Source organism: Chryseobacterium sp. NFX27 (assembly GCF_049887855.1).
In the GTDB taxonomy this organism is placed as follows: domain Bacteria; phylum Bacteroidota; class Bacteroidia; order Flavobacteriales; family Weeksellaceae; genus Chryseobacterium.
Genome location: NZ_JAGEKK010000002.1, coordinates 156,796 through 180,123, shown reverse-complemented (window position 1 = coordinate 180,123; position 23,328 = coordinate 156,796). Strand labels below are relative to the sequence as shown.

The window sequence follows — 23,328 nt, the reverse complement described above, 5'->3', positions numbered from 1 at the left end:
CTATTTTTTAATAAATGCAATGGCATCTACTTCTATCAGCATGTCCTCTATTGCCAGCCGGGGAACCGGAATTAAAGTACTTGCCGGGAATTCATTATTTTTCCATACTTTATGCATTTCCTCGGTCCATATCCTAAGTTTCTCCTGATCATGATCAACAATTAAAATCGTAATTTTAAGAATATCATTCACTCCTAACTTATAATCAGCAAGCGCGGTTTCTAAATTGTTCAGGGAAAATTTAACCTGGGTTCTAAAGTCTTTAGAAAGATGATGTTCCAAGCCTTCTCCTCCGCTTTGCCCGGATATAAATACATATTTTCCCTCAGCTTCATTTGTTGTAGCGTGAGAAAAAGCAAACGGAGTCGGATCAAAAAGACCTTTTGGATTTTTGTGGGTGATAGTAGCCACATTAGCTGTTTTTTTTGATTTATGGTGATTTGTATTTTGTGAAAAAGCTAAAAATCCCATACAGAGCGTGGATAAATTAAATACTATACTTCTCATGATGTCTATTATTTTGTTCTGAATATGGAAGCAAATATAGATTCCAATATGTTCAGAAACATAAACATATGTTGAAGCTTTTAGCTTTTATAGACGGTATATTTACCCATTTTATTTGGAATAACGGCAATATAAGTACAGAGCACTTTGATACAAGCATATGCTTATTTCGGGTAAACCCATACAATCAGCTTTTCTTATCTTTATTAAATATTACAAATTCTCATAAGTCTGTTCTATTAAAAAAGATACTGCTTTTTTAATTTTATCGCGACCGTCATCAGTATTAAGGTCTATACCACAAAACACACTGCCATTTACGGAAGCATACATATTCAGGTAATAAAGTCCTGAAACTAAAATGGCTGCTATGGCACGGAAATCCTGCGAGCGTTCTCCGAAATGAGGATCAATAACTAACTTAAAAAGAGCTTCCCCGTTTTCTTCCTGCATATTGGTAAGCTTTGTAAGGGATTTCCGGGATTCAGACAAGCGCCACAATAATAGTTTCTGCAGCTCCTTGTTGCTGCGCACATAATCAAATTGCTGCAGTAACATGGCCTCAGTAAATGCTTTTCCCCCGTCTTTTAGGTCGGGCATCATTGTTTCGGTGGTTACATTACTCCAGTAATCCTGGGACCGGATATATTCATCCATCAGGCCATCCATTCCGCCAAAATAGGTATAGATCATTTTTTTATCTACTCCGGCTGTGGCTGCGATGTCGTTGATCTTCAATGCCGCATATCCTTTTGTTTTCAATATCTTTCCAACGGCATCCAAAAATTTCTTTTTACTGCGTTCCTTGTTCCGGACACTTCCTGCAGCTGATTTTCTTTCCATAGCTAAACATTCGATGATACAAGTTTAAGGAAATTTTAATTATTTTAGACACCACTTAGTGTCCTATTTCGTATATTTGCGCAAACTAAACCATTCAATATATATTTTAAACACTATTTAGGTTGAAAAAACTAAAACAATTCAGGTCGTACCATTGCTGTGCATTTTGAGGCAGAACAGCATTCCGATGCAGGGAAAAAATGAGTTGATGATCAATAAAGGCTTCATCTTCATTCTCATTCCGAAGGCTGTACAAACGCTGATTTTAAACATTAACCGATCTGAATTCCAAATTTTGCACAGGAGGTCAATCATAAATCAAGCAGCCAGCTGAAGATAAATTGAATGATCGCACCGTAAAAATGGGATTAGTTTATTTCCTCAGTTTAAAAATGCTTCAGAAATAATGATAAGATAAAATGATGATGAAATGGTTACCTGGAAACAACTGATGGCGTGGTATTAAAGCATTACAATCAGCTGTTCCGGTACAAAGATGATTCCGAATCTAAACAACTAAGGTAAAAACACTAAATGTGACAGCATCATTAAAATTTAATGATGCTGTCTTTTATTTTATATGAAATAGTTAATATTTAATCTGAATAGCTACAGTTACACTTCATTAAATTAAAGAATACAGACCAATAAACATCTACTGACACCCTCTTGTCACAACTCTATTCTAATTTTGCAGCATAATTTAAAATCTTAAACAATATGAATTTAGTATCAATACGTATTATCACAGCTAATATTGAGAATTTAGTACCATTTTATGAGCAAATAACAGGAATTCAGGCTATACGATATACTCCTGATTTTGCTGAGCTGAAAACAGCAACCGCAACTATTGCTATCGGAAGTATAAGAACACTGCAGTTTTTTGGTGGGGAAAGTGTGGCACAGCCTGCGGAAAACCGTTCTGCGATTATAGAATTTTTAACTGATGATGTAGATAGAGAATTTAAACGGTTACAAAGCTTTCTGTCTTCTTACCTTTTACAGGAACCTACTATGATGCCCTGGGGGAACAAATCATTATTGTTCAGAGATCCTGACGGCAATCTGGTCAACTTATTTACGCCTGCAACAAAAGTTTCAACAGAAACATTTACAGCTAAAAAATAAGTAAAAGATTAAAAGGCATTTATCTGTATAACTGACAGGGATAAAATAAGAAAAGTGACCATTTAAAAATGGTCACTTTTAATTATCTTAAGTCTGCTGGCAGTGTCAGCTCAATGGACAGTATATTTTTATATAAATGATTTGGTATTAATTTTTATTTATCCGACTGCCACCCAACGTAGACCTGGATTACCTCATCACTGAATATTCTTTCTTATTTGCAAGGACATCCAGCATTACTTTTGCAATTCTGGCTCTTTCATCCTCCGAAAGATTAGAACCTGAAGGCAGGCACAGGCTATTCCCAAAAAGGTCCTCTGCTACTGTCCCACCGTAATAGGGTGCATCTTTAAATATAGGCTGCAGGTGCATTGGTTTCCAGATAGGACGGGATTCGATGTTTTCTTTCAGAAATGCCAGACGTAAATCTTCATAATTTTTTGATGATTTTGTTTTGGTATCGTCTATGGTAATAACGGATAACCAATGATTACTGAAAAAATCTGAATCAGGTTCTGAAAATATTTTCACTCCTTCTATATTTTCACAGATTTCAGAATAAAAACTGTGCATTTTTCTACGGCCTTCTACTCTCTCAGCCAACACTTCCATTTGCCCTCTTCCTATTCCTGCACTGATATTACTCATTCTGTAATTGTATCCAATCTGAGAATGCTGATAATGCGGGGCATCATCTCTAGCCTGAGTAGAGAGGAATACAGCCTGGTCTTTGTCTTCCTGGGAATGGCATACCAATGCGCCACCTCCGGAAGTCGTAATAATTTTGTTCCCGTTGAATGACAAGATACCAAAACGGCCAAAAGTTCCGCAGGCTTTTCCTTTATATGTAGAGCCTAATGATTCAGCAGCATCCTCAATTAAAGGAATATCATACTCAGCAGCAATTGATAAAATTTCATCCATTTTTGCAGGCATTCCGTAAAGATTAACCACAATAATCGCTTTGGGCTTTTTGCCTTTTGAAATCCTGTCTTCTATCGCTTCCTTTAAAGCCACAGGACACATGTTCCAGGTATCTTTTTCGGAATCTATAAAGACCGGCACAGCTCCCAGATAGACGATAGGATTAGCAGAGGCGGAAAATGTCATAGACTGACAGATAACCTCGTCTCCATGAGTGACATCGCACTCAATTAATGCCAGGTGTAAAGCAGCAGTTCCCGCAGAAAGTGCAGCTACTTTTACATCTTCATTTAAGAATAACTCCAAATCTTGTTCAAAACCATCAACATTCGGTCCTAAAGGTGCTACCCAATTTGCGTCGAATGCTTCTTTAATGTATTTTAATTCATTTCCTCCCAAATGGGGAGATGACAACCACACTTTTGATTTCATATTTTACTATTCTAAATTTTACTAAATATTTAAACTTCTACTTTTTATTATTTTACCCGGATTGCCTACTACTGTAGCACCATCCGGTACATCGCTAATAATGACAGCTCCTGCACCAATGGTGCACCATTTGCCAATTTCTATTCCCTGTATCACACTGGCTCCAATTCCAATATGGGATCCTTCCCCTACATATACGTTCCCGGCCAGCGCCACATTGGGAGATATATGAACAAAATCTTCAATTATACAATCGTGATCAATAGAAGCATTGGTATTGATAATACAGTGCTTCCCTATCTTTACTGCTGCATTTATAGTAACACCGGGCATCACGATAGTTCCTTCTTCGATTTTTAATCTCTTAGACAGTATTGCCTTGGGATGAAGGAGGGTAACATAATTGAAATGCTCACCTCTATTAACTACTCTTTTCCGCAACCTGTTATTTCCTATAGAAATAAGTACTTCTATAGCATAGGGCGGAGCTTCATGAATAACAGTATAATTCAATACTCTCTCCTTCGACGGATTTTCGTCTATATAAGCTTCAATATTATAACCGCATTCTTCGGCGATTTCAGCCACTACTTTGCCATGACCACTTGCTCCGTATAAATACATATTCTAACTACATTTAATTTAAATTAATTATTTCCTGTAAAAGCCTCTACCGTGGCCTGATCAGCCTGGTTTATGCCTTCCTTTTTAATTACTTTTTTTAAAGTAAGGAACATCACTTTGCAATCTGTTGCAAATGATACATTATCTATGTACCAAATATCTAATTCAAATTTCATCGTCCAGGAAATGGCATTTCTCCCATTTACCTGCGCCCAGCCTGTAATGCCGGGGCGTATATTGTGTCTTCGTTTTTGAGATTCGTTATATAAAGACAGGTATTGTGGCAACAGCGGTCTGGGACCTATAAGCGCCATGTCTCCTTTCAATACATTAATCAGCTGCGGAAGCTCATCGAGGGAAGTCTGACGTATAAAACTTCCAATACGTGTTAAGCGTTCCGAATCAGGCAGGTAGTTACCCTGTCCGTCTTTTTTATCATTCATAGTCTTAAACTTGATGATATTGAATATCTTCTCATTTAATCCCGGCCGTGCCTGCAAAAAGAATGGTTTACCCTGATTTGCGAAATACAGCAGGACCATAACCACAATGAAAACAGGTGATAACAAGATCAGTCCTATTAATGCAATCAGAAAATCTATAACCCTTTTAAAAAAAAATTTATACACGGTAATCTTTTTCTTTGATTAGTTTTTTGTATTCACTCAATAAAGCGTCCCAAATGACAGACTGCTCGTAACGGGATTCTATCATTGGACGGGCATTCATTTTTAATTTCTGGTAATAATCGGTGTCCGATTTCATTCTTTCCATTGCTTCACCAAGCTTCTCACTGTTTTTCACAGGAACTATTACTCCATTCTGGTTTTCTATAATAATTTCGTTGCATCCGTTGATATCGGACACTATACTCGGCAATTCCATCGCTCCCGCCTGCATCACTACATTTGGAAATCCTTCCCGGTAGCTTGGAAAGGCCAATGCATCAGAAATAGCAAAATAAGGGCGAACATCTTTCTGAAAACCTACAGATATGATGTCCGGGTTATTTTCAATTTCTTCCAATGTATCCGGATGCAGAGGATCCAGCTCCTGTTCCAGTGGGCCAACCAGTAATAATTTGGAGTGGCGCTGTGAATTTTCTTTTTTATTTATCTGAGAAAAGGCTTTAACCAATTCATTAATTCCCTTATCTCCTACCAAGCGTCCTACAAAGACAAAGACAAAATCTTCCTCTTCTATATTCAGCTCTTTTTTTAAAAGTGTTTTCTGTTCTTCTGTAACCTGGTCAGGCGAGAAATGTTTCAGATCGATACCATTCACATTGCCATTTCCAATAACTTTTAAAGATTTTGAGGTTATTTTGTAATTAATTAAATCTTTTCTCACTCCTTCGCCTTCCGGATAAATGTGGGTAGCCGCGGAACATAATAGCTTATCCATACTGATAAGAAGTTTCTGCGTCATCCCTTTTCTTGTCGGAAAAATAAGCCCGGTAAAGGTGTGTATACGGATTGGCACTCCTGCCATTTTCCCTGACAGCATGGTTAAAAGTCCTGCTTTAGGGGTCATAGAATGCACAATGACCGGCTTTTCTCTTTTTAAAACTTTATACAATTTATAGAGAGAGGTCAGATCTTTTAAAGGACTGATTCCTCTTTCCATATTCACTTCAATCGTTTTTATACCTTCCCTTTGTTTTACTTCGTCAAGCAGCTGACCTTCTGAAGATATACCTACAATATCATAAAACTCGCTTAAAAACTTCAATTGTCCTTTTAATAAAACATTCAAAGACAATGGTATTGTTGATGTCCGAATTATTTTCATATTAGTATAAGGATTGAATATCTTTTATTAATCTGTTTCTGCTATCCGTCACCAGACTCATGGATTGCTCCAGCTGTGATTTTATATGATCATATTCGGAAATGGCTTTATCAAACTTGTTAATCAGCCAATCTGACTCTACATCCTGAATCTGAACCACATAATCATCTAAATTAAAATCGCCCATGATCCCCAGCGCTTTATTACCTCCATATCCAATAGCAATGGAAGGCACCAGAGATGTCAATGAAAATATAATTGAATGAAAACGCGTCCCTATGAAAAAGTAAAAATTGGAATAAACTGCTTTCAGTAGATCACAAGATAAATTTTCGTTGATCCAGATGATATTAGGATCCTGAACTTTTTCAAGCAAATCTTTGATGGCATTACGGTCGTCTTCGTGGGAATTGGGGCCTAATGACTGGTTACATAAAGCGACCTTATACCCTTTACTCAACAGGTGTTTCGTAAGATCTGCAACTGAGTTGATGTATTTTTTGTACAGACCTTCCGGGTTTGATAATCCTGGAAAACGCCATGGACGGATGGTAACGCCTACAATTTTATCTTCTGGTGTTAAATTATATTTCTGCAATATCTTTAAAGCTTCTTCCTGACTTCCTTTTTCCAGGAAAAACCCAAGATCCATTTCTACCGGAATGTTTTTTTCCAACAGCTGGCCTAAGCTTTTGGAAGAAACATTTTCCCGTGCATACACCAAATCAAGCTGATTAAATACTGTACGTACCTGCTGCTTAACCGTTAATCCGATAAATGGTCCATATGAATTGGGTAAAAAAACAACTTTCTTCCCTAATGCTTTAGCCAGTCTTACATAGAATAAGAAATACCACATTAGGTAAGGCGCCGTTTTTTCACCGTAAGCATGGATAAAGCCTCCACCTTTCACAAAAATGGTTTTTGCCTCATGAAACTGTTTAACGGTTTGATAGGTTTTATGGTCAAAGTTTTTCTTTACTTTATCAAGATCATTACATATTTTAATTAAATATCTCGTGTTTTTAAAGTCCAACCCTGCATTTCTAATCTGCTTTAAAAGTTCAAATTTTGATTCTTTAATATGCTCTCCTGATTTATGCTGTCCTCTGCGGGGATGTTTTAAAATATTATCTAATAATTTAAAGCCATGCTCTTCAGACTGCTTACACAATAATGCTCTTTCTTCGTCATTATCACCGGCATCCAGTATATATACTTCGTCATAAAGCCCGGTATCTTTGGCCAGCCTCCAGCTTTCCCAAACCAATGCCTGGTCTCCTTTATTTAAATCTGTTACTCCTGGTACTATTATAGCATTATTCATTCTAAATCAATTTTCCTTGTTTAATCCTGTGTGTGTTTTGCTTTACTTTATGGTTGATGTATATATTCAGTGCTATTCCAAAAGGAATTGCGATGAGGGTATACAGCTTATTGGGGGAACCTTTAAAAAAATTCCATTTTTTAGCAAAAAGACATGAGGATATATAGTGTACTGAGTTCTTTAGCACTATTTTTTTATTTATCCCATACTTCATTTTCACTTTTCTATATTCAATAAATGAATTGGGGCTGTCTTTATATCTTTTATACAATCCATTGGACAATCCGTCCTGTTGGTATTCAATGATACAGTAGATTTCATTTGAGAGGAGAAATTTATAATCCTGATCAATCAGTGTAAATATCCAGCTGACCTCATGAAAAATTTCATTTTCAAAATAAGGGTATGGCAGATACTTTTTATAGATTTCTGTATCAAAAATATATTTCTTGTCTCCTTTAATTTTATAATGATCTACTAATTCGGAATAGGTAGATTCTTTTATATCCGGTAACTTTTCTCCTGCTACGGAACCGTCTTCATAGGCATCCAGACCAATAATTCCTGCAGAATTGCTTTTTCTATTGGCTTTCCAGAATTTTAATATTTTTTCAATACCATCAGCAGGCAGATAATCATCGGAATCTATACAGGTAAACAACTCAGTATCTATATAGTTCAGGGCTAATATCTGAGCGGCCAGCTTTCCTTTATTCTTCTGATAATAATACTGTATTTCGATCCTGGCTTCTTCTTTCCATATTTCAACCTGGGCGGAAGTATTATCTCCGGAGCCATCATCTACAATGATCCATTTAAAATCCTGACTGCTTTGACTGCATAAAGAGTCATACAGCCTGATCAGCGTTTTTTCTCTATTAAAGGTTGGCGTAAAAACAGTTATTGACTTCATGATTTACCCAATTTTTTAAAGATTTTATCAAACTCTTCCACCTGGTTGCTTTTATCATAGTTATTGACAATCAATGATTTTCCATTGCCGGCAATGAACTTGTACAGCTCTCTGTCATTATAAAGTTTATAGATGTACTCATAATAGTCGTCTACACTATTGTGAGTGGCAATATATCCGGTAAAATTGTGCAGAATATAATCCGTCACCCCTCCCACCGGATTGGCAATAACGGGTATTTCAAAAGCCAAAGCTTCCATGATGACACGAGGTAATCCCTCTGTATCGGACGGATGTATCAAAATATCGCTGTTTTTGAAAATGCTGTATGGATCTTTTTGATTGAGCAGGATCTCTACATGATCATCAAGTTTATATTGACTGATGTCCTTACGGATTTTATTTAAAAAGTTCTCTGAAACGGGCGTATCATATACGGCTCCCATTAAGATTATTTTAAAATTAATGTTGTTTTCTTTTAATCTTCTGGCTAAAGAAATTGATAAGTCCTGTCCTTTTGCCGGTAAAAAGCCACCACAATGTAAAATCACCATGGGATCGTTATCCTTCCTCTCTGGTTTTTCTTTTCTGTACTGATCCACTTTTGCTAAATCAATAGCATTCGGCACCACAAAAACATTTTCTAAAGGAGCCAAACCTCCTGTATAAATAGCCTGTCTGGTAGCCTGGGAAACTCCAATAAAATAATCGGAATTGTACTTAAACATCAGCTTTTTAAGGAAGCCAATAGAGTTGTAAGCGAACCAGCCCCGGGCAAAATAAGCTATCTTATAATCCTTTCCTTTCTTTAAGATGGAATTGGTTTTAATATTATTTACAATAACTACATCCGGCTTAAAGGTGTTCTGAAATTTTTTGAATTCTTTTTTCAGCCTGATCCAGTCTAATAAAAATAAAGTGATATTTATACCGACTTTAAGGGGATTTCTGGTACTGAAAATCGCAATAGGGCTATCATTTTTCTTTAAAATCTTTATTGGGATTTTATTGGCTTTTACATCTTCAGTAAATTCATTGCAACTGCCCCAGAAATCTACGATAACCGAATTATGCCCCTCTTCATTTAGTCGTTTCGCCAATTCAATAGTGCTCTTACGGGCACCACCATGAATTTGAACGGCTTCAAGGAAAATTATGTTCATTTTTTATATCACTTTCATTATATAATTAGATAAAATTCGGGTTATTAGTTTTTAGCTGAGTTTTAACTTGAATAAACAACTACAACACTTTCAGAGCTATAAAGCCAAAAATATTGCCGCTATTTTCAATAATAAAAATGATTTTTTTTCAGATCTGTGTGTTCAGATATCAATAGTAACGTAGCAAAATTATCTTTAAAATAATACAATTATGTGAATTATTTGTTACAATAATTGAATTATTAATGAATTTTTAACTACATAAAACAAATATACAAAAAAATAATATGTCACGAATATTTGAATCAAAGTTTATATTTTATTAACTATTGATAAAATGGTAAATAGAAATAATACATTAAAATCCATTTAAAAAATTGTGAACAATCTCGTATTCCAAATTAACCTTAGATTCATTCCAGTTTAGGGCTGTATCATAAAATCCTAAGCATCGATCATATACATAAGGCTGGAATCCGTAGCTGATCTCCACAATTAAGGGCTGCTCCTTGGAATCGAATATAAAATCGTAGGCAACACATACCATATTTAACTGCCGGGCCGCTTTAAAAGCGATATTTACAGCTTCCAAATTAAATTTTCCCGGGGCAAATTCCAGCATTCCACTGCCTGACGCTCTAAAATCGTTATCTCTTGTATTTCTTTTAAGATAATAGCATTTATCACCAATAACAATAAGCCTTATATCGTATGTCAGGTTAGGAATAAATTCTTGAAAATAAACGTAGTTTCGTTGTTTTGGGAAAACTTTATATTGTTTATCTACAAAAATACCTTTGAATCCCCATTTAATAATTCTCAGAAAATTATGTTTTGTTTTCTGTCTCCAGAATCTTTCGATGGTATCTGTAAAAACCGCCCATGAATCAAAGGCGTCAAACCCGCGTCCAAATGCCTGCTTTACTATTTTTCTTGCCTGGCTTTTTGTTTTTACAAGCTTTACATTGATTGATCCTGCGCCTCCTTTTAATTTAAAAACTTTTGGGAAGGATGTATTTTCTACATACTTTTCTGCCTCTTTTTTATGATAAAAAACATCTGCTTTTACCAACGGTACCCCTAAAGCTTCCAGAAGGTATTTCTGCGCCACTTTATCATCAAAATGCCAGTAAGCGTCTTCATTAGGAAATGTTTTTACACCTATCTGGTTGACTGACCTGAATAAGCTTTTTGCATGCAGCATATCTTCAAAATAATTCTGATTGAAATGCCACATAAAATGAGTAACCTCATTTACCTTTATCTGCCTGATAATATCATTATCAAAAGCATTCAATATCACATAAGGTATCTTTTTTTCTTCCAGATATTCAATCCAGCGGTCAGAAAAACTTCCTTTACGATGATGTATTCCTATCTTCATTTTATTAATATTGTTTAATCACTTTAAACGAGTCTGTTCCATATATACTTTTAGGAGGAACCTCTCCTTTAACAACACTCCCAGCCATTATTACAGATCCTTCTCTGATAATAGCTCCACCCAAGATCATCACATTTGATCCTATCCAGACATTATCTTCAATAATAATTGCTCTTCCTTCATCAGCTATGGTTAATCTATCAATTGGATTGTCCATAGCCAAAATATGTCCATTGGAATCTATAATATTTGTATTGGCAGCAATCAAACAATTGTTTCCAATTTCTATTTTTTTCACTGCATGAATGCAGGTCCCATGTATTCTACAATTCTCACCAATAATGATTTCAGCCTGTGGCCTGTCTGCCAATAACTTACACGGGGAGTGCATGTTTATGTGATATTTTCTTTTTGATGAATTAATCAATGTATTTTTTCCTATTAGTATTTGGGCATCTTTATGTTTAAAGATCACAGGGATTCCTTTAAAATAGATATTTCCTAAAAAGTCAATACCTTTTAATCTTTTATAATAGCCGCTTAGGAATAGGTTAATAACCTTGTTATAAATTTTATTTATTATCATTTTTCAGCCATTTAAAAAAGAGATTAGAACCGATTAAACATCTTACCAGACTCAGGCTTATGGCTGACCCGAAAATCGTAAAATAGTTAATTAGTGGAATTGTAATAAAGAAGCCCAATATGGAAAATAATAATGTATTCTTCATGACCAACTTGTCCTGGCGGTTCACAATAAAATAATTAAGTCCGAAGATATTATATAGTGTATAGCCGAACAGCCCTATTGATAATATTAACAGTATCCAAAAGGCGTTATCATAATTTACATTTAAATACCAGAAAATCAGCTTATTAAAAACTAAAACCCCTATTATCATTACTGTTATTGTGGTCAGCATCATTTTCTTATACCACTGAAATGCATCTTTCCTGCGATTTAAGAACGGGAAAAATACACGGGACAGGATTTCGATTAAGGTGACAATCAGATTGACTATCGTCAAAATAGCCTGATAAATACCTACCAGCTTGGCTGTTCCTAAAATTCCCAATACGAAAGTACTGGTATTGTTGTACAGGGTAGGAACAAACTGGTTGATGAAAATAGGCAGATTAACTTTAATAGATTTAACAATCATCTTATAGGGTAGAAAAATAAATTTCAGTTTATATTTCTTAACCAGTACATATTGCCCCACTAAACCAGCACCAACATACCCGGCACTTTGTAAGAGAGGGTAAATCCAGAAATCACTTTCTTTTTTAATGAAAATAAAAACGCATAAAGTAAAAAACAGCTTAATTCCTAAATTCAAATAAGTGATATAGCGCATTTTTTCAATTCCCTGAAAAAACCATTCAGGAAATAATACATATCCCAATAAAAGTAAGCTTGTATAAAAATAGATTTCTTTGTTTTCGTAAAACGGTGGATACAAAAACACTGCTATAGCGATCAATAGCCAGGAAAGTAATAAGAACAGTGTTTTAATCGTCAGAACTTTACTGTAGATAATATTCAGTTTTTTAGGACTGTCTCTATAAATGGCTACATCACGGGTCGCTGTGATCCTAAAACTAAAATCAGTTAAGGCTGTAAAATAAGCTATCAGCGATGCTGAAAAGACAATAACACCATATTTTTCAAATCCTATTACTCTTAAAATATAGGGTAAAGTAACTAATGGCAACAGCATTCCTATTAACTGCAATGCAGATAATGAAACAAAGTTTTCCAACAATGCTTTTTTATCCTTAGTATTAAAAATCTTTTTTATTCTGTTAACCATTATTTTAAGGTAATCGTTTCGTCATTACTTTTAAACTTTTGACCAAAACTATTTGCATTTTTAGAAGCCGCCCCCAGTTTTCCAAAATCCATATTTACATTGACCTGATGTGAAGCTCCTTTAAATGATCTGAATTTTGCTGTTGCGTTATTTTGTGAAGAAAAATTACTAACACTAATATTTCCATTCAACTGAGGAAAGCCTGCATTAGGCTTATCTCTGGTCACGGCCATTCCAAAGCCAATTTTGGATCCATTATCCTTAAAATTGTTGATCGCAACTGAGATTGCTTTCTGTTGTTTACCCACCATATTTCCTGGGGAGATTATAATTCCATAGTTTCCGTTATTTACAGTCTCTATATTATTAAGCTTAACATTTTTCACATCGTAGGCATTGCTGTCCGGCTCAATGTCTATACCCGCCTGCGGATTGGTTCCTGATGTATTGGCAATGTAAGCGTTTTCCAACACCAGGTTAGTTACCCCTCCTATGGTCAGTCCGTTTCTACGGTTATCTTTCAATATAACATTCTTAATCGTTATACCCGAAGAATTGATGCCATTTCTGCCACCTATACAAATACCGTCTCCCCACGTGCTTTCAATTGAAGATCCGATAATATTAATATTACTGCTTGACAGTATGTATATTCCCATTCCCCATTCTCCGGTAGTAGACAAATGTTTATGTTTATCTCCGATCAGACTGGGATAATAAATATCTACATTCTGAATATTGAATAAATTGAGTATGCCGTTGCGATCCTTAGCATTAGGTTTCATAATCAGCTTTGAATTCTTCTGAAACAGAATTTTTTGATTCGACTTTAATGTCAGTCCGTTTTCGTTAACCAAAACAGGAAAATCAGGCATAATTAAGGTTGAGTTTTCATTGAGTCCTTTCTGAATAAAGTCAGTGTAATCTTTATCTCCTTTATCAGAATATCCTTTTGGCAGATAAACAGTAAGGTCTTTTGCCGTCTTAAAATATCCGCTTTTGACTGCTGAATAGCCTGAAAAACGGTCTTTGACATAATATTGACAATTTCCATAAAAATATATCAATCCAAAAAATAACAATATTACCTTTTTCATTTTGCTGAATTTAATTTATTAATCATTGTAAAGAATGGTATAAACACAACCAAGTTGATAAACAGTGTCGCAGAAATAGATCCTATATTAATCATCATTGAGGTTGAACACCCAAAAGCAAGAATAACATATAAAAAGAACAATACGGGTGAATTTGTAGCATAAGCTTTTGTCTCAAATCTAAAAGCTAAGACAGTTAAAACAAATATATAGATGTAGAAGAAATACTGTGAAAAATGATAGAGCCCTGCTACAGAAATCGGCACAATCTGATCTCTGGAACGGCCGGCACCGTATATCTGGTCATTGAACTTAATGTTGGTCTTATAATTGTCATTGGAAAATCTGGAGAGTACGGGAATATTTTGCGTAATATCAGAAATAAAATAATAATATTTATCAAAAGGATTTACCTGATTCTTTTGATAAGAATCATATCCTATTGCATAATTGGCTACCCCTCCGAAATACGCATTCAATTGATGGAGGGTGAAAAAACCACCTACATCAGCATTTTTTGTATTTCCGGAAAACTTAGCCAGCGAAGCCACCATTAATATAAGCCCAAAGAAAACAGTAGTATAAGTAAGCACTTTTTTCCTGTATGCCGGATAAAAATAAATCAATAAGAGGATTAAAGGAAAAGAAGCATATACAATACTGAAACGGCTGATCCCGACAATAATGGTCGCATTTATTAATACAACAAGTATGGAAAACATAAGCTTCGTACCCTGCCTGAGCTTGAATGAATTGATAACTGAAAAAATAAAAAGAACAATATATGCCCTCATTACAGGGAACATGATACTTACCAGTGGGGAAATATTTTCCAGATCCCCTGAAACTTTAAGTTTTAAATAAGTGGAAATATCCCATACAAAACTTAATTTATGTAAAAAGCTTCTATTAGATGCAATAATCAGTATGAATAGAAAAAATAAGCCTGTAGTAATAGTATTTAACGGTAAAAAATTTAATTTGCCGGCTTTCTGTTTTGCCTCTTTCGAATAAGTGCAGATATGATAGGCAATTAAGATAAACAACAGCTCAATAAGCATCATCGAAACAGCATAAGCTTCGTTAACTGTGCTACTTCCAAACCTTAGTTTATCACCTCCTATAAAAAGAAGAGGAATAACAATATAACGTACAATCTGCTGAATGGTTATGATCCAAAAAATGAAATAGGATTTAAGTTTTACAAATATATTTGCAATAAACAGTGTAAAAAAACCCAACCCTATTGGTAAGAAATAAACATCCTGATAAGAAGTATTACTGACTTTCCCATAGATAAAAAAACCTATAGAGAAAAACAGAAAACTTAAAGTGAATAAAACTAATTTATATGATTTATTTCCCTCCATGCTCAATAGGCTGCTTACTTCTTAGTTAAAATAAATAGTATAATACGGTACAAACATTTCAAAATCGGAATAAAATCCGGAAAAGCCAGGAGAAAAAGTAACCTGTACCTTTTCTCCCTACTTTAATTTTTTATTACAGTCTGGAATCACATTCTTCCAGGATTCCCTTTACATCATAAATGATCCCTTCCTCCTTCAGGTAATTATTCAGGTTTATATCCATAAATTCCTTGTGTGCAACGGTAAGAATGATTGCATCAAACTTTTCATCCGGAATCCCGTTGATCACATCCAGGTCGTACTCATGTTTTACTTCTTCAGGCTTAGCCCACGGATCAAAAGTAGTGACGTGCAAAGCATAATCTTCAAGCCCGCGGATCACATCTACCGCTTTGGTATTACGTACATCCGGGCAGTTCTCCTTAAAGGTAATTCCTAAGTTTAAGACTCTGGCACCATTGATCGTGATCTTCTTTTTAATCATCGTTTTTACGAGTTGGGAAGCAACATACTGCCCCATAGAATCGTTAAGACGACGCCCCGCCAGGATAATTTCAGGGTGGTAACCGTTTTCCTGTGCCTTCTGAGCCAGGTAATAAGGATCTACTCCAATACAGTGACCGCCTACCAAACCTGGTTTGAATGGCAAAAAGTTCCATTTGGTTCCTGCCGCTTCCAATACAGCATGGGTATCAATTTCCAGAAGATTGAAAATTTTTGCCAGCTCATTTACAAAAGCGATGTTAATATCTCTCTGCGAGTTTTCAATAACTTTGGCAGCTTCCGCAATCTTAATAGTCGGGGCCAAATGAGTCCCGGCAATAATCACAGATTTATATAAAGTATCTACTACTTTTCCTATTTCCGGTGTAGAACCTGAAGTTACTTTCAGGATTTTCTCTACCGTATGTTCTTTATCTCCGGGATTAATACGCTCCGGAGAATATCCTGCAAAGAAATCCTGGTTGAACTTCAATCCTGAAACTTTTTCCAGAACTGGGATACACTCCTCTTCAGTAGCACCCGGATATACAGTAGATTCATAAATGACAATATCTCCTTTTGACAATACCTTACCCACAGTTTCCGATGATTTATATAACGGGGTCAGATCGGGACGGTTATGCTTATCAACCGGCGTTGGAACCGTAATAATATAGATGTTTGCATCCTGGATATCATTGATATCGGCAGAACAGTACAATCCATTTTCATTGGAATGGTGAAGAGGGTTTTCCTGTTTTAATATAGCTTTCAATACTTCGTTTTCCACTTCTAAAGTATTATCTACACCAGTATTTAATTCCTCAATCCTTTTCTGATTGATATCAAAACCTACAACCGGATACTGGGTTGCAAATAATCGTGCTAAAGGCAGACCTACGTATCCTAATCCGATAACGGCAATTTTATATTGTTTTTCCACAAAGACTCGATTTAAACTTGTTTATTTTAAATTTTCCCAATACCAGCTGATAGCTTCTTTCAATCCTTTTTCTATCGTATGGGTAGGCTGATATCCTAATAATTTTCCTGCTTTTTCAACAGATGCTAGTGAGTGCGGGATATCCCCCACACGGTTTGGACCATAAATGACATTAACTTCAGCAATTTTTTCATCGAATTCACTTAAATACTTTTTAAGATATCCAATCAGATCATTCAGTGTTGTACGGTCACCTACTGCTGTATTGTAAACCGTATTGACTGCCTCAGGATTCTCGGTAAGCATCGCCAGCTCATTCATCTGAATGACATTATCGATGTAAGTAAAATCACGTGAATAATCTCCGGTACCGTTAATGGTAGGTGATTCATGGTTGATTAACTGCTTTACAAATAAAGGAATCACAGCAGCATAAGCTCCGTTCGGGTCCTGTCTGCGTCCAAATACATTGAAATATCTTAAACCAATACACTGCATTCCGTATGTTTTTCCAAACACATCAGCATACAATTCGTTTACATATTTGGTAATGGCATATGGTGATAACGGTTTCCCGATCACATCTTCCACTTTAGGCAATGATGCCGAATCACCATAAGTAGATGATGAAGCAGCATATACAAAACGTTTTACATTGGCATCACGCGCAGCAATCAGCATATTTAAAAATCCTGAAACATTAACATCGTTACTTGTAATAGGATCTTTAATTGATCTTGGAACAGAGCCCAGTGCCGCCTGATGCAATATATAATCTACATTTTCTACTGCTCTTTGACAAATTTCCAAATCACGGATATCACCTTCAATCAGTTTATAATTTGGATTTCCAATGAAAGGCTCAATGTTATGACGATGTCCTGTTGCGAAATTATCTAAACAAACAACATAATAACCCTTATTTAAAAAATACTCTGTTAAGTTAGAACCAATAAATCCTGCTCCTCCTGTAATTAAAATTTTATGCATTTCTATGATTTAAAAATTTTCTTCCACCAACTGCTTTTATCCTTGGTCTGGCTGTAACCATAGCCGTAGCTGTAGTTATACCCATAACCTCCTGCCCGTCTGGAAACATCATTAACGACAAAAGATACATTCGTCAGTTTAGAGTCTCTTACCAGGTCGTTGGCAAAATCTATCAATATATTTTTTGATACTCCGGATCTTACTACATACAATGTTGCATCTGCTGCATCTGCAATACTCAATGTATCCGAAACCAGCATTAGCGGTGCAGAATCTATAATAATATAGGCATACTGAGAAGACATCTGCTCAATAAGCTTCTGATATCTTCCATTAGAAAGCAATTCCTGAGGATTGGGAGGAATGGATCCTGCATAAATGACATCACATGAAGGATTCGTAGTTGATGTATGGATAAGGTCTTCCACATTTACCGAATCATCATATAAATATTCTGTAAGACCTTTTCTTTTCACAGGTTCACTGTCATATCTCTGAATCTGAGGGTTACGGATATCCGAACCAATCAGAAGGGCTCTTCCGTTTTTATTAGCTATGGTAAGGGCAAGATTTACGGATACCAGGGTTTTCCCTTCACCTTTTACCGAAGAAGTTACCATAATTACTTTGGCAGAATCTTTTGTAGGCAAAACGAATTTAAGATTGGAAACAAGAACCCTGAATGCCTCAGCCAGCTCAGAAAAGTCGTTTTTCTGCACCAAATGGTTTTCATTATCTTTAAGTGACGGAATATCTACCAGTACGCCCAATCCGGAACGCTCCTTAATATCATCTCTGTTATAGATTTTGTCATCCAGCATAAACAGTAAATAGAAGACTGCAAAAGGAATGAGCATCCCAAGAAAAAGAGCTCCTGGAAGAATAATATCTTTTTTAGGTGATACAGGAGTATCTTCTGTAAATGCTGGGTTTACAATTTTCGCTTTCGGCACTTCTACCGATAGATTGATTGCATTTTCTTCTCTTTTCTGCAGGAGAAATAAGAAGAGCTGCTCTTTAAGATTTTGCTGACGTTCTATTCCTCTGTAAACCTTAGACTGTCCCGGAACTTTTTCTATGACATTATTACTGGTTGAAATTTGGTTTTGAAGTTGGGCAATTCCTGTCTGTACCGTTTGCTTCTGCTCATTGATATTGTCGCGAATAATGTTCTTCAGAGAAGCAATTTCCCTGTTCATCTCTATAACAGCAGGGTTTTCGTTGGTCGCTTGCTTAAGAGTTTTATTTCTACTGATAATAAGCAAATTATATTGGGAGATAGACTGTTCCAATGAAGGACTTAGCCCCAGATTAGAAGGCATAAGCTGATTGTTGCTTTTTAAAGCTTCTGCTGAAAGGGAATTCAGAAGATCAAGCTGTGCCTGCTGCTGAAGAAGCACTTTAGTATTCTCGCTTGTATTCTGCAGGGCAAGTTCTGCCTGCGCCTGCAAATCAACGATGCGGTTACGGTTTTGGAAATCTTCTTTCTGGTTTTCTACTCCGGAGAGATCTTTAGTGATCACTTCCAGTCTTTTATCAATAAATGCCTGGGTATTCTGAGCCTGAAGGTTTTTGTCCCTCAGTCCGTCCAGATTATACTGTTTGGTCACTTCGTTCAGAATGGCCTCTGACTTTTCAGGAAGAGATCCTATCAGGCTAATTTCCATTAGCATAGCTTTTTCATCCGGAATATTTACCCGTATTGTTTTTTCAAGCTTTTTTACTTTTTCAATGGGACTTGAGAAAATAATTTTATATTCAGAATTCGCTGTAATAGCAGCATTTCTCTGCAAAATCACCGTTCCAAAGTCCAGTTGTAAAGGAATATTAAATTTCCCTATGACATCCTTTTTTTTCTCACTGTGAAGCGTAAACTGATCTCCCTTTATTTCCGATATGGAGTATTGGGAGGATACAAACTTTTCATTAGTATAGCTTAATATCTTTGCAGTTATAGGTGCTTTGGCAAACAGCTGTGAATCTTTAATTTCTCCTGCATTAAAATATTCTACATTGAGATTAAGGTTTTTCACCACCTGCATCAGTATAGGCCGGGAGTTCACCACTGCTGCCTCACTTTTCAGTTCATCTGCATTGCCCAGACCTATTCCGAGATTATCAAGATCAGCCAAAGCTGAAGAAAGGTCATTTTGCTTTTTATCAAATTTGAGGGTAGTCTTTGACTGATATTTGGGAACACTGTATCTAAGATAAATGTAAGCACCTGTTACAAAAACTATGATAGAAGCAATAAACCATGGCCATTTGTACAGGTATTTAGAAATGGTTTTTCTTATATTCAATTTTTCCTGCTTTGCCTGAAATTCTGTCTGCTGCATATTTTTATTATCTTGTTAAAGCAACAATAAGTGTCCCTGCCGTTAGTAATGCGCCAATAATCTGGAATGTAAGAGCTCTGTTCGGATTGGTATTGGCCTGAACCTGCTTGTTTTTATCCGGCTGTACATATAATATGTCGTTTTGCTTCATATAATAATACGGTGAGCTTACAATATCCGATCTGGAAAGATCAATATTAACAACCTGATCTACACCATCGTCCCCTGTACGGATAAGTTTTACATTCGTTCGGTCTCCATAATCCGTCATATCACCTGCAAGACCAAGTGCCTGAAACACATTAATTTTCTGGGAAACACTTTCTTTCTGACCCGGATCTTTAACTTCACCCAAAATACTTACATTGAAGTTTTTTAGAGTAATCGACACCATAGGATCCGTAAGATATCTCTTCAGACGGGACTCTAAATCCTGTTTTAGTTGTACCTGAGTCATTCCTTTAGTGTAAACATTCCCCAAAACAGGGAAAGAGATATATCCCTCTTCATTCACTAAATATTCACTTGGCTGTACATATTGATTGATTCCGGTAGTAGCCTCGCTTCCTACCTTATTGGTGGTATTAAGGTTGAAAGGCTTTACAGCAATTTCATCGAGTGCAGAAACAAGGATCAAAAGAACATCCCCTTCCTGAATATGCAAACCCTGAAACTTTGCTTTAGCCACTTCCTCTTCCATATTATCCTTTGACATATACACCATATTCTGCTTGGGCTTACATGAAAGTAAAGTAACCGATAACAGTATTATATATGTAATAATAGTTTTCTTCATATGTTATTTAAATCTATTCGAATTAATACTCAATTTTATTAAAGATATTTACAACAAAAGTCAGAATTAAGTATATTTTTCATATTAAACACAAATTCACTTAAATTTGAAATAGGTCTAAATGAATATATCTTATTTTAAAAGTCAATTCATTTTGTAGCAATTTTCATTCCGATTAGAAATAAAACAGTAAAAATATTTGTTTATTTTCCACTTATTAATATCATAATTTCAACTATGTTATTGATAGACTTCATGTTCCGGTGTCTTATCTAAAATTTCAAATTCTGAATTATTACTTATAAATTCCGGCACAATTACTTTTAGAATTTTAACCACCTGTAAACTCTCTTTTTTTAGAGCCGACCGCATAATCTGTTTGCACAATAGCTCAATATCCTCAAATTCCATCAATGGATCTCTTGATATCATTATTTTATCATGATGGGTAGGAATAGTCGTAGAATTATCCGTTAAAAGTTCCTCATACAGCTTTTCGCCTGGCCTTAAACCAATAAAATCAATTTTAATATCAACATCCGGTGTATATCCCGACAACTTTATCATTCTTTTTGCCAGATCCAGGATTTTGATAGGCTTCCCCATATCAAAAACATAAATTTCACCTCCTTTTCCCATTGTTCCTGCCTGAAGCACCAGCTCACAAGCTTCGGGAATAGTCATAAAATAACGGATAATATCAGGATGGGTAATAGTAACCGGACCTCCTTTTTCAATCTGTTTTCTGAAATGCGGTATTACAGAACCGTTAGATCCCAATACATTTCCAAAACGGGTGGTAATAAATTTCGTAGTATTATCCGGAGAGTTTTGTAAAGACTGCACAAAAAGTTCGGCAGCTCTTTTAGAGGCACCCATCACATTGGTTGGGTTCACTGCCTTATCAGTAGATACCATCACAAAACGACTGACATTATATTGTCTGGATAATAATGCTAAGTTTCTGGTGCCTCCGATATTTACAAAAATAGCTTCATGAGGGTTATCTTCTATCAAGGGAACATGCTTATAGGCTGCTGCATGATACACTATTGAAAAACGGTAATCCTCAAATAATTTTTCAAGCCTGTAGTGGTTCGAAATATCTGCCAGCACAAATTTGAAATTTTGGTCCGGGAATCTTTCCAGCAATTCAAGTTTCAGCTCATGTAAAGGTGATTCAGCCTGATCCACAACCACAATAAGGGATGAATCCAACTGGGCAACCTGCCTTACAATTTCGCTTCCAATAGACCCCGCGCCTCCGGTTACCAGAATACTTTTATTAAAATGACGGCTTTTTACCTCTTTACTTTCTATCTTTATAGGACTACGGTCCAGCAAATCTTCAATTTGAAGGGGAGTGATACCTCCCACAATACCATCTTCCTTTATTTTGTTAAGGCATGGCGCTTTCAGCACTTTCAATCCTCTATCCAATGCAAGGGCCATCCATTCTTCCATTTCCGTTTTATCAATCCTTCCCCGGATTAAAACGGCATCAAATTGATGGGTCAGATCTTCACTTTTAAGAAGTTCCTTCTTATTATAAACTTTATGGCCTAGCAGCATTGCTTTTTTGGAGTCCGATCTGGCACTAAAAAAACCCGCCAGCTGATAAGCATGCCCCGGATTATGAATGATCGCATTCGCCAATGAGACGGATTCGCCTTCCACTCCTACAACAGCAATTCTTATTTTGGATAAAGCACCCTTATACTTACGATCCATAACCATACTAAAAAGCTGACTCGTAAGCATTCTGAAAAAGAACATCAGGAGGGTGGAGATGAAAAAGAACAGAAAAAGAGCCGGATATAAATAGAGTGGCCTGCCCAACACCATAGCGGATATAAAATTCAGCCCCAGCAACGCTATAAAGGTACTACCTGAAGACCACAGGATTTTAAAAAAATCAAAAAAAGTAGAATATCTTATAATTCCTGCATACGTTTTGAAAAGGAGCATAAACAGAATATTTACTCCAATAATCGTTAAAATTTTTTCATTGAGATATTCAACAAAATAAATTGTAACGTGCAGTTTTTTTAATAACAGGTAGATCGTTAAGACAGAAAAAGAAACGATTGAAATATCTATAAAAAAAACTAACCACCTAGGTACATACCTTAACTCTTTAATTTTAAAAACATTCCCCATACTACAGATAAACCTAAAAATATTATATTTTTTTATTTAATTCAACATTTGGTGGTTTTTAATTTTGAACAAATATAATTAATTATTAATATATTATTTAGCCTCATATATTAATTTAACATATTATATAATGAAATTATCTCCTATTTTAATCTTGCAAAATTTATAGCTTTCATATCTTATTGCAACACAGTATTTTTCAAATTTTAAACTAAAATGTTAAAATATGATAATGTTAAAAAAAGATTTCCCAGTGTTTATTTTATTATGGTTGACCTATTATTACGACCAAAGCAT

General features: G+C 35.6%; 20 protein-coding genes. 1 reads left to right on the top strand and 19 read right to left on the bottom strand.

Annotated features, from left to right (window positions below; translation table 11 throughout):
* Both J4Q03_RS03420 and J4Q03_RS03415 read right to left on the bottom strand, forming a co-directional pair.
* The gene (locus J4Q03_RS03420) at positions 1-507 is read right to left on the bottom strand and encodes a RidA family protein (protein ID WP_426046813.1); all 507 of its coding nucleotides are present in this window, start codon (positions 505-507) and stop codon (positions 1-3) included.
* A gap of 213 nt (positions 508-720) precedes the next feature.
* Positions 721-1,350, bottom strand: a complete 630-nt coding sequence (locus J4Q03_RS03415; RefSeq protein ID WP_426046812.1) for a TetR/AcrR family transcriptional regulator — start codon at positions 1,348-1,350, stop codon at positions 721-723.
* Positions 1,351-2,070: 720 nt separating this feature from the next.
* On the opposite strand from J4Q03_RS03415, the gene J4Q03_RS03410 reads away from it, so the two are divergent.
* A complete protein-coding gene (locus tag J4Q03_RS03410) occupies positions 2,071-2,481 on the top strand; it encodes a VOC family protein (protein WP_426046811.1) in 411 nt (136 codons plus the stop codon).
* 189 nt (positions 2,482-2,670) lie between these two features.
* Here the strand turns inward: J4Q03_RS03410 and J4Q03_RS03405 are convergent, their stop codons facing one another.
* From J4Q03_RS03405 to J4Q03_RS03325, 17 genes are all read right to left on the bottom strand, one after another.
* Positions 2,671-3,837 carry an aminotransferase class I/II-fold pyridoxal phosphate-dependent enzyme gene (locus J4Q03_RS03405; RefSeq protein WP_426046810.1) on the bottom strand — a complete coding sequence of 389 codons (1,167 nt, stop codon included), beginning with the start codon at positions 3,835-3,837 and terminating at the stop codon, positions 2,671-2,673.
* A 21-nt stretch (positions 3,838-3,858) separates the two neighbouring features.
* Complete coding sequence (locus J4Q03_RS03400) at positions 3,859-4,461, bottom strand: acetyltransferase (protein ID WP_426046809.1); 603 nt, start codon at positions 4,459-4,461, stop codon at positions 3,859-3,861.
* Between the two features lie 23 nt (positions 4,462-4,484).
* Positions 4,485-5,090 carry a sugar transferase gene (locus J4Q03_RS03395; protein ID WP_426046808.1) on the bottom strand — a complete coding sequence of 202 codons (606 nt, stop codon included), beginning with the start codon at positions 5,088-5,090 and terminating at the stop codon, positions 4,485-4,487.
* Positions 5,083-6,252: a glycosyltransferase family 4 protein gene (locus tag J4Q03_RS03390; protein ID WP_426046807.1), complete on the bottom strand. Its 1,170-nt coding sequence runs from the start codon at positions 6,250-6,252 to the stop codon at positions 5,083-5,085. Before J4Q03_RS03390 ends, J4Q03_RS03395 begins: the two co-directional genes overlap by 8 nt.
* 1 nt (position 6,253) lies before the next feature.
* The gene (locus J4Q03_RS03385; protein WP_426046806.1) at positions 6,254-7,579 is read right to left on the bottom strand and encodes a polysaccharide pyruvyl transferase family protein; all 1,326 of its coding nucleotides are present in this window, start codon (positions 7,577-7,579) and stop codon (positions 6,254-6,256) included.
* 1 nt (position 7,580) lies between these two features.
* Positions 7,581-8,492, bottom strand: a complete 912-nt coding sequence (locus tag J4Q03_RS03380) for a glycosyltransferase family 2 protein (protein WP_426046805.1) — start codon at positions 8,490-8,492, stop codon at positions 7,581-7,583.
* Positions 8,489-9,655, bottom strand: a complete 1,167-nt coding sequence (locus J4Q03_RS03375) for a glycosyltransferase family 4 protein (RefSeq protein ID WP_426046804.1) — start codon at positions 9,653-9,655, stop codon at positions 8,489-8,491. The genes J4Q03_RS03380 and J4Q03_RS03375 overlap by 4 nt, the downstream gene beginning before the upstream one ends.
* Before the next feature lie 358 nt (positions 9,656-10,013).
* Entirely contained in the window at positions 10,014-11,039 is a 1,026-nt protein-coding gene (locus J4Q03_RS03370; protein ID WP_426046803.1) for an ATP-grasp domain-containing protein, read from the bottom strand.
* Between the two features lie 4 nt (positions 11,040-11,043).
* Positions 11,044-11,625, bottom strand: a complete 582-nt coding sequence (locus J4Q03_RS03365) for an acyltransferase (protein ID WP_426046802.1) — start codon at positions 11,623-11,625, stop codon at positions 11,044-11,046.
* Complete coding sequence (locus J4Q03_RS03360; protein ID WP_426046801.1) at positions 11,612-12,853, bottom strand: oligosaccharide flippase family protein; 1,242 nt, start codon at positions 12,851-12,853, stop codon at positions 11,612-11,614. The genes J4Q03_RS03365 and J4Q03_RS03360 overlap by 14 nt, the downstream gene beginning before the upstream one ends.
* Positions 12,853-13,950, bottom strand: coding sequence for a right-handed parallel beta-helix repeat-containing protein (locus J4Q03_RS03355; protein WP_426046800.1), 1,098 nt, complete (start codon positions 13,948-13,950; stop codon positions 12,853-12,855). The genes J4Q03_RS03360 and J4Q03_RS03355 overlap by 1 nt, the downstream gene beginning before the upstream one ends.
* Positions 13,947-15,320, bottom strand: coding sequence for a hypothetical protein (locus tag J4Q03_RS03350; RefSeq protein ID WP_426046799.1), 1,374 nt, complete (start codon positions 15,318-15,320; stop codon positions 13,947-13,949). The genes J4Q03_RS03355 and J4Q03_RS03350 overlap by 4 nt, the downstream gene beginning before the upstream one ends.
* A 133-nt stretch (positions 15,321-15,453) precedes the next feature.
* On the bottom strand, positions 15,454-16,746 hold the full coding sequence (locus J4Q03_RS03345) for a nucleotide sugar dehydrogenase (protein ID WP_426046798.1): 1,293 nt from the start codon (positions 16,744-16,746) through the stop codon (positions 15,454-15,456).
* A 21-nt stretch (positions 16,747-16,767) separates the two neighbouring features.
* Positions 16,768-17,736, bottom strand: a complete 969-nt coding sequence (locus tag J4Q03_RS03340; RefSeq protein WP_426046797.1) for an SDR family oxidoreductase — start codon at positions 17,734-17,736, stop codon at positions 16,768-16,770.
* A gap of 2 nt (positions 17,737-17,738) precedes the next feature.
* Entirely contained in the window at positions 17,739-20,075 is a 2,337-nt protein-coding gene (locus tag J4Q03_RS03335) for a GumC family protein (protein ID WP_426046796.1), read from the bottom strand.
* 7 nt (positions 20,076-20,082) lie between these two features.
* Entirely contained in the window at positions 20,083-20,790 is a 708-nt protein-coding gene (locus J4Q03_RS03330) for a polysaccharide biosynthesis/export family protein (RefSeq protein ID WP_426046795.1), read from the bottom strand.
* Positions 20,791-21,111: 321 nt separating this feature from the next.
* On the bottom strand, positions 21,112-23,031 hold the full coding sequence (locus tag J4Q03_RS03325) for a polysaccharide biosynthesis protein (RefSeq protein WP_426046794.1): 1,920 nt from the start codon (positions 23,029-23,031) through the stop codon (positions 21,112-21,114).
* Positions 23,032-23,328 lie beyond the last annotated feature (297 nt).

Excerpts from the sequence above, each read along its gene's own strand:
- J4Q03_RS03420 (WP_426046813.1), bottom strand. The coding sequence starts at position 507 with ATGAGAAGTATAGTATTTAATTTATCCACGCTCTGTATGGGATTTTTA.
- J4Q03_RS03415 (WP_426046812.1), bottom strand. The coding sequence starts at position 1,350 with ATGGAAAGAAAATCAGCTGCAGGAAGTGTCCGGAACAAGGAACGCAGT.
- J4Q03_RS03410 (WP_426046811.1), top strand. The coding sequence starts at position 2,071 with ATGAATTTAGTATCAATACGTATTATCACAGCTAATATTGAGAATTTA.
- J4Q03_RS03405 (WP_426046810.1), bottom strand. The coding sequence starts at position 3,837 with ATGAAATCAAAAGTGTGGTTGTCATCTCCCCATTTGGGAGGAAATGAA.
- J4Q03_RS03400 (WP_426046809.1), bottom strand. The coding sequence starts at position 4,461 with ATGTATTTATACGGAGCAAGTGGTCATGGCAAAGTAGTGGCTGAAATC.
- J4Q03_RS03390 (WP_426046807.1), bottom strand. The coding sequence starts at position 6,252 with ATGAAAATAATTCGGACATCAACAATACCATTGTCTTTGAATGTTTTA.
- J4Q03_RS03385 (WP_426046806.1), bottom strand. The coding sequence starts at position 7,579 with ATGAATAATGCTATAATAGTACCAGGAGTAACAGATTTAAATAAAGGA.
- J4Q03_RS03380 (WP_426046805.1), bottom strand. The coding sequence starts at position 8,492 with ATGAAGTCAATAACTGTTTTTACGCCAACCTTTAATAGAGAAAAAACG.
- J4Q03_RS03375 (WP_426046804.1), bottom strand. The coding sequence starts at position 9,655 with ATGAACATAATTTTCCTTGAAGCCGTTCAAATTCATGGTGGTGCCCGT.
- J4Q03_RS03370 (WP_426046803.1), bottom strand. The coding sequence starts at position 11,039 with ATGAAGATAGGAATACATCATCGTAAAGGAAGTTTTTCTGACCGCTGG.
- J4Q03_RS03365 (WP_426046802.1), bottom strand. The coding sequence starts at position 11,625 with ATGATAATAAATAAAATTTATAACAAGGTTATTAACCTATTCCTAAGC.
- J4Q03_RS03360 (WP_426046801.1), bottom strand. The coding sequence starts at position 12,853 with ATGGTTAACAGAATAAAAAAGATTTTTAATACTAAGGATAAAAAAGCA.
- J4Q03_RS03355 (WP_426046800.1), bottom strand. The coding sequence starts at position 13,950 with ATGAAAAAGGTAATATTGTTATTTTTTGGATTGATATATTTTTATGGA.
- J4Q03_RS03350 (WP_426046799.1), bottom strand. The coding sequence starts at position 15,320 with ATGGAGGGAAATAAATCATATAAATTAGTTTTATTCACTTTAAGTTTT.
- J4Q03_RS03340 (WP_426046797.1), bottom strand. The coding sequence starts at position 17,736 with ATGCATAAAATTTTAATTACAGGAGGAGCAGGATTTATTGGTTCTAAC.
- J4Q03_RS03335 (WP_426046796.1), bottom strand. The coding sequence starts at position 20,075 with ATGCAGCAGACAGAATTTCAGGCAAAGCAGGAAAAATTGAATATAAGA.
- J4Q03_RS03330 (WP_426046795.1), bottom strand. The coding sequence starts at position 20,790 with ATGTCAAAGGATAATATGGAAGAGGAAGTGGCTAAAGCAAAGTTTCAG.
- J4Q03_RS03325 (WP_426046794.1), bottom strand. The coding sequence starts at position 23,031 with ATGGGGAATGTTTTTAAAATTAAAGAGTTAAGGTATGTACCTAGGTGG.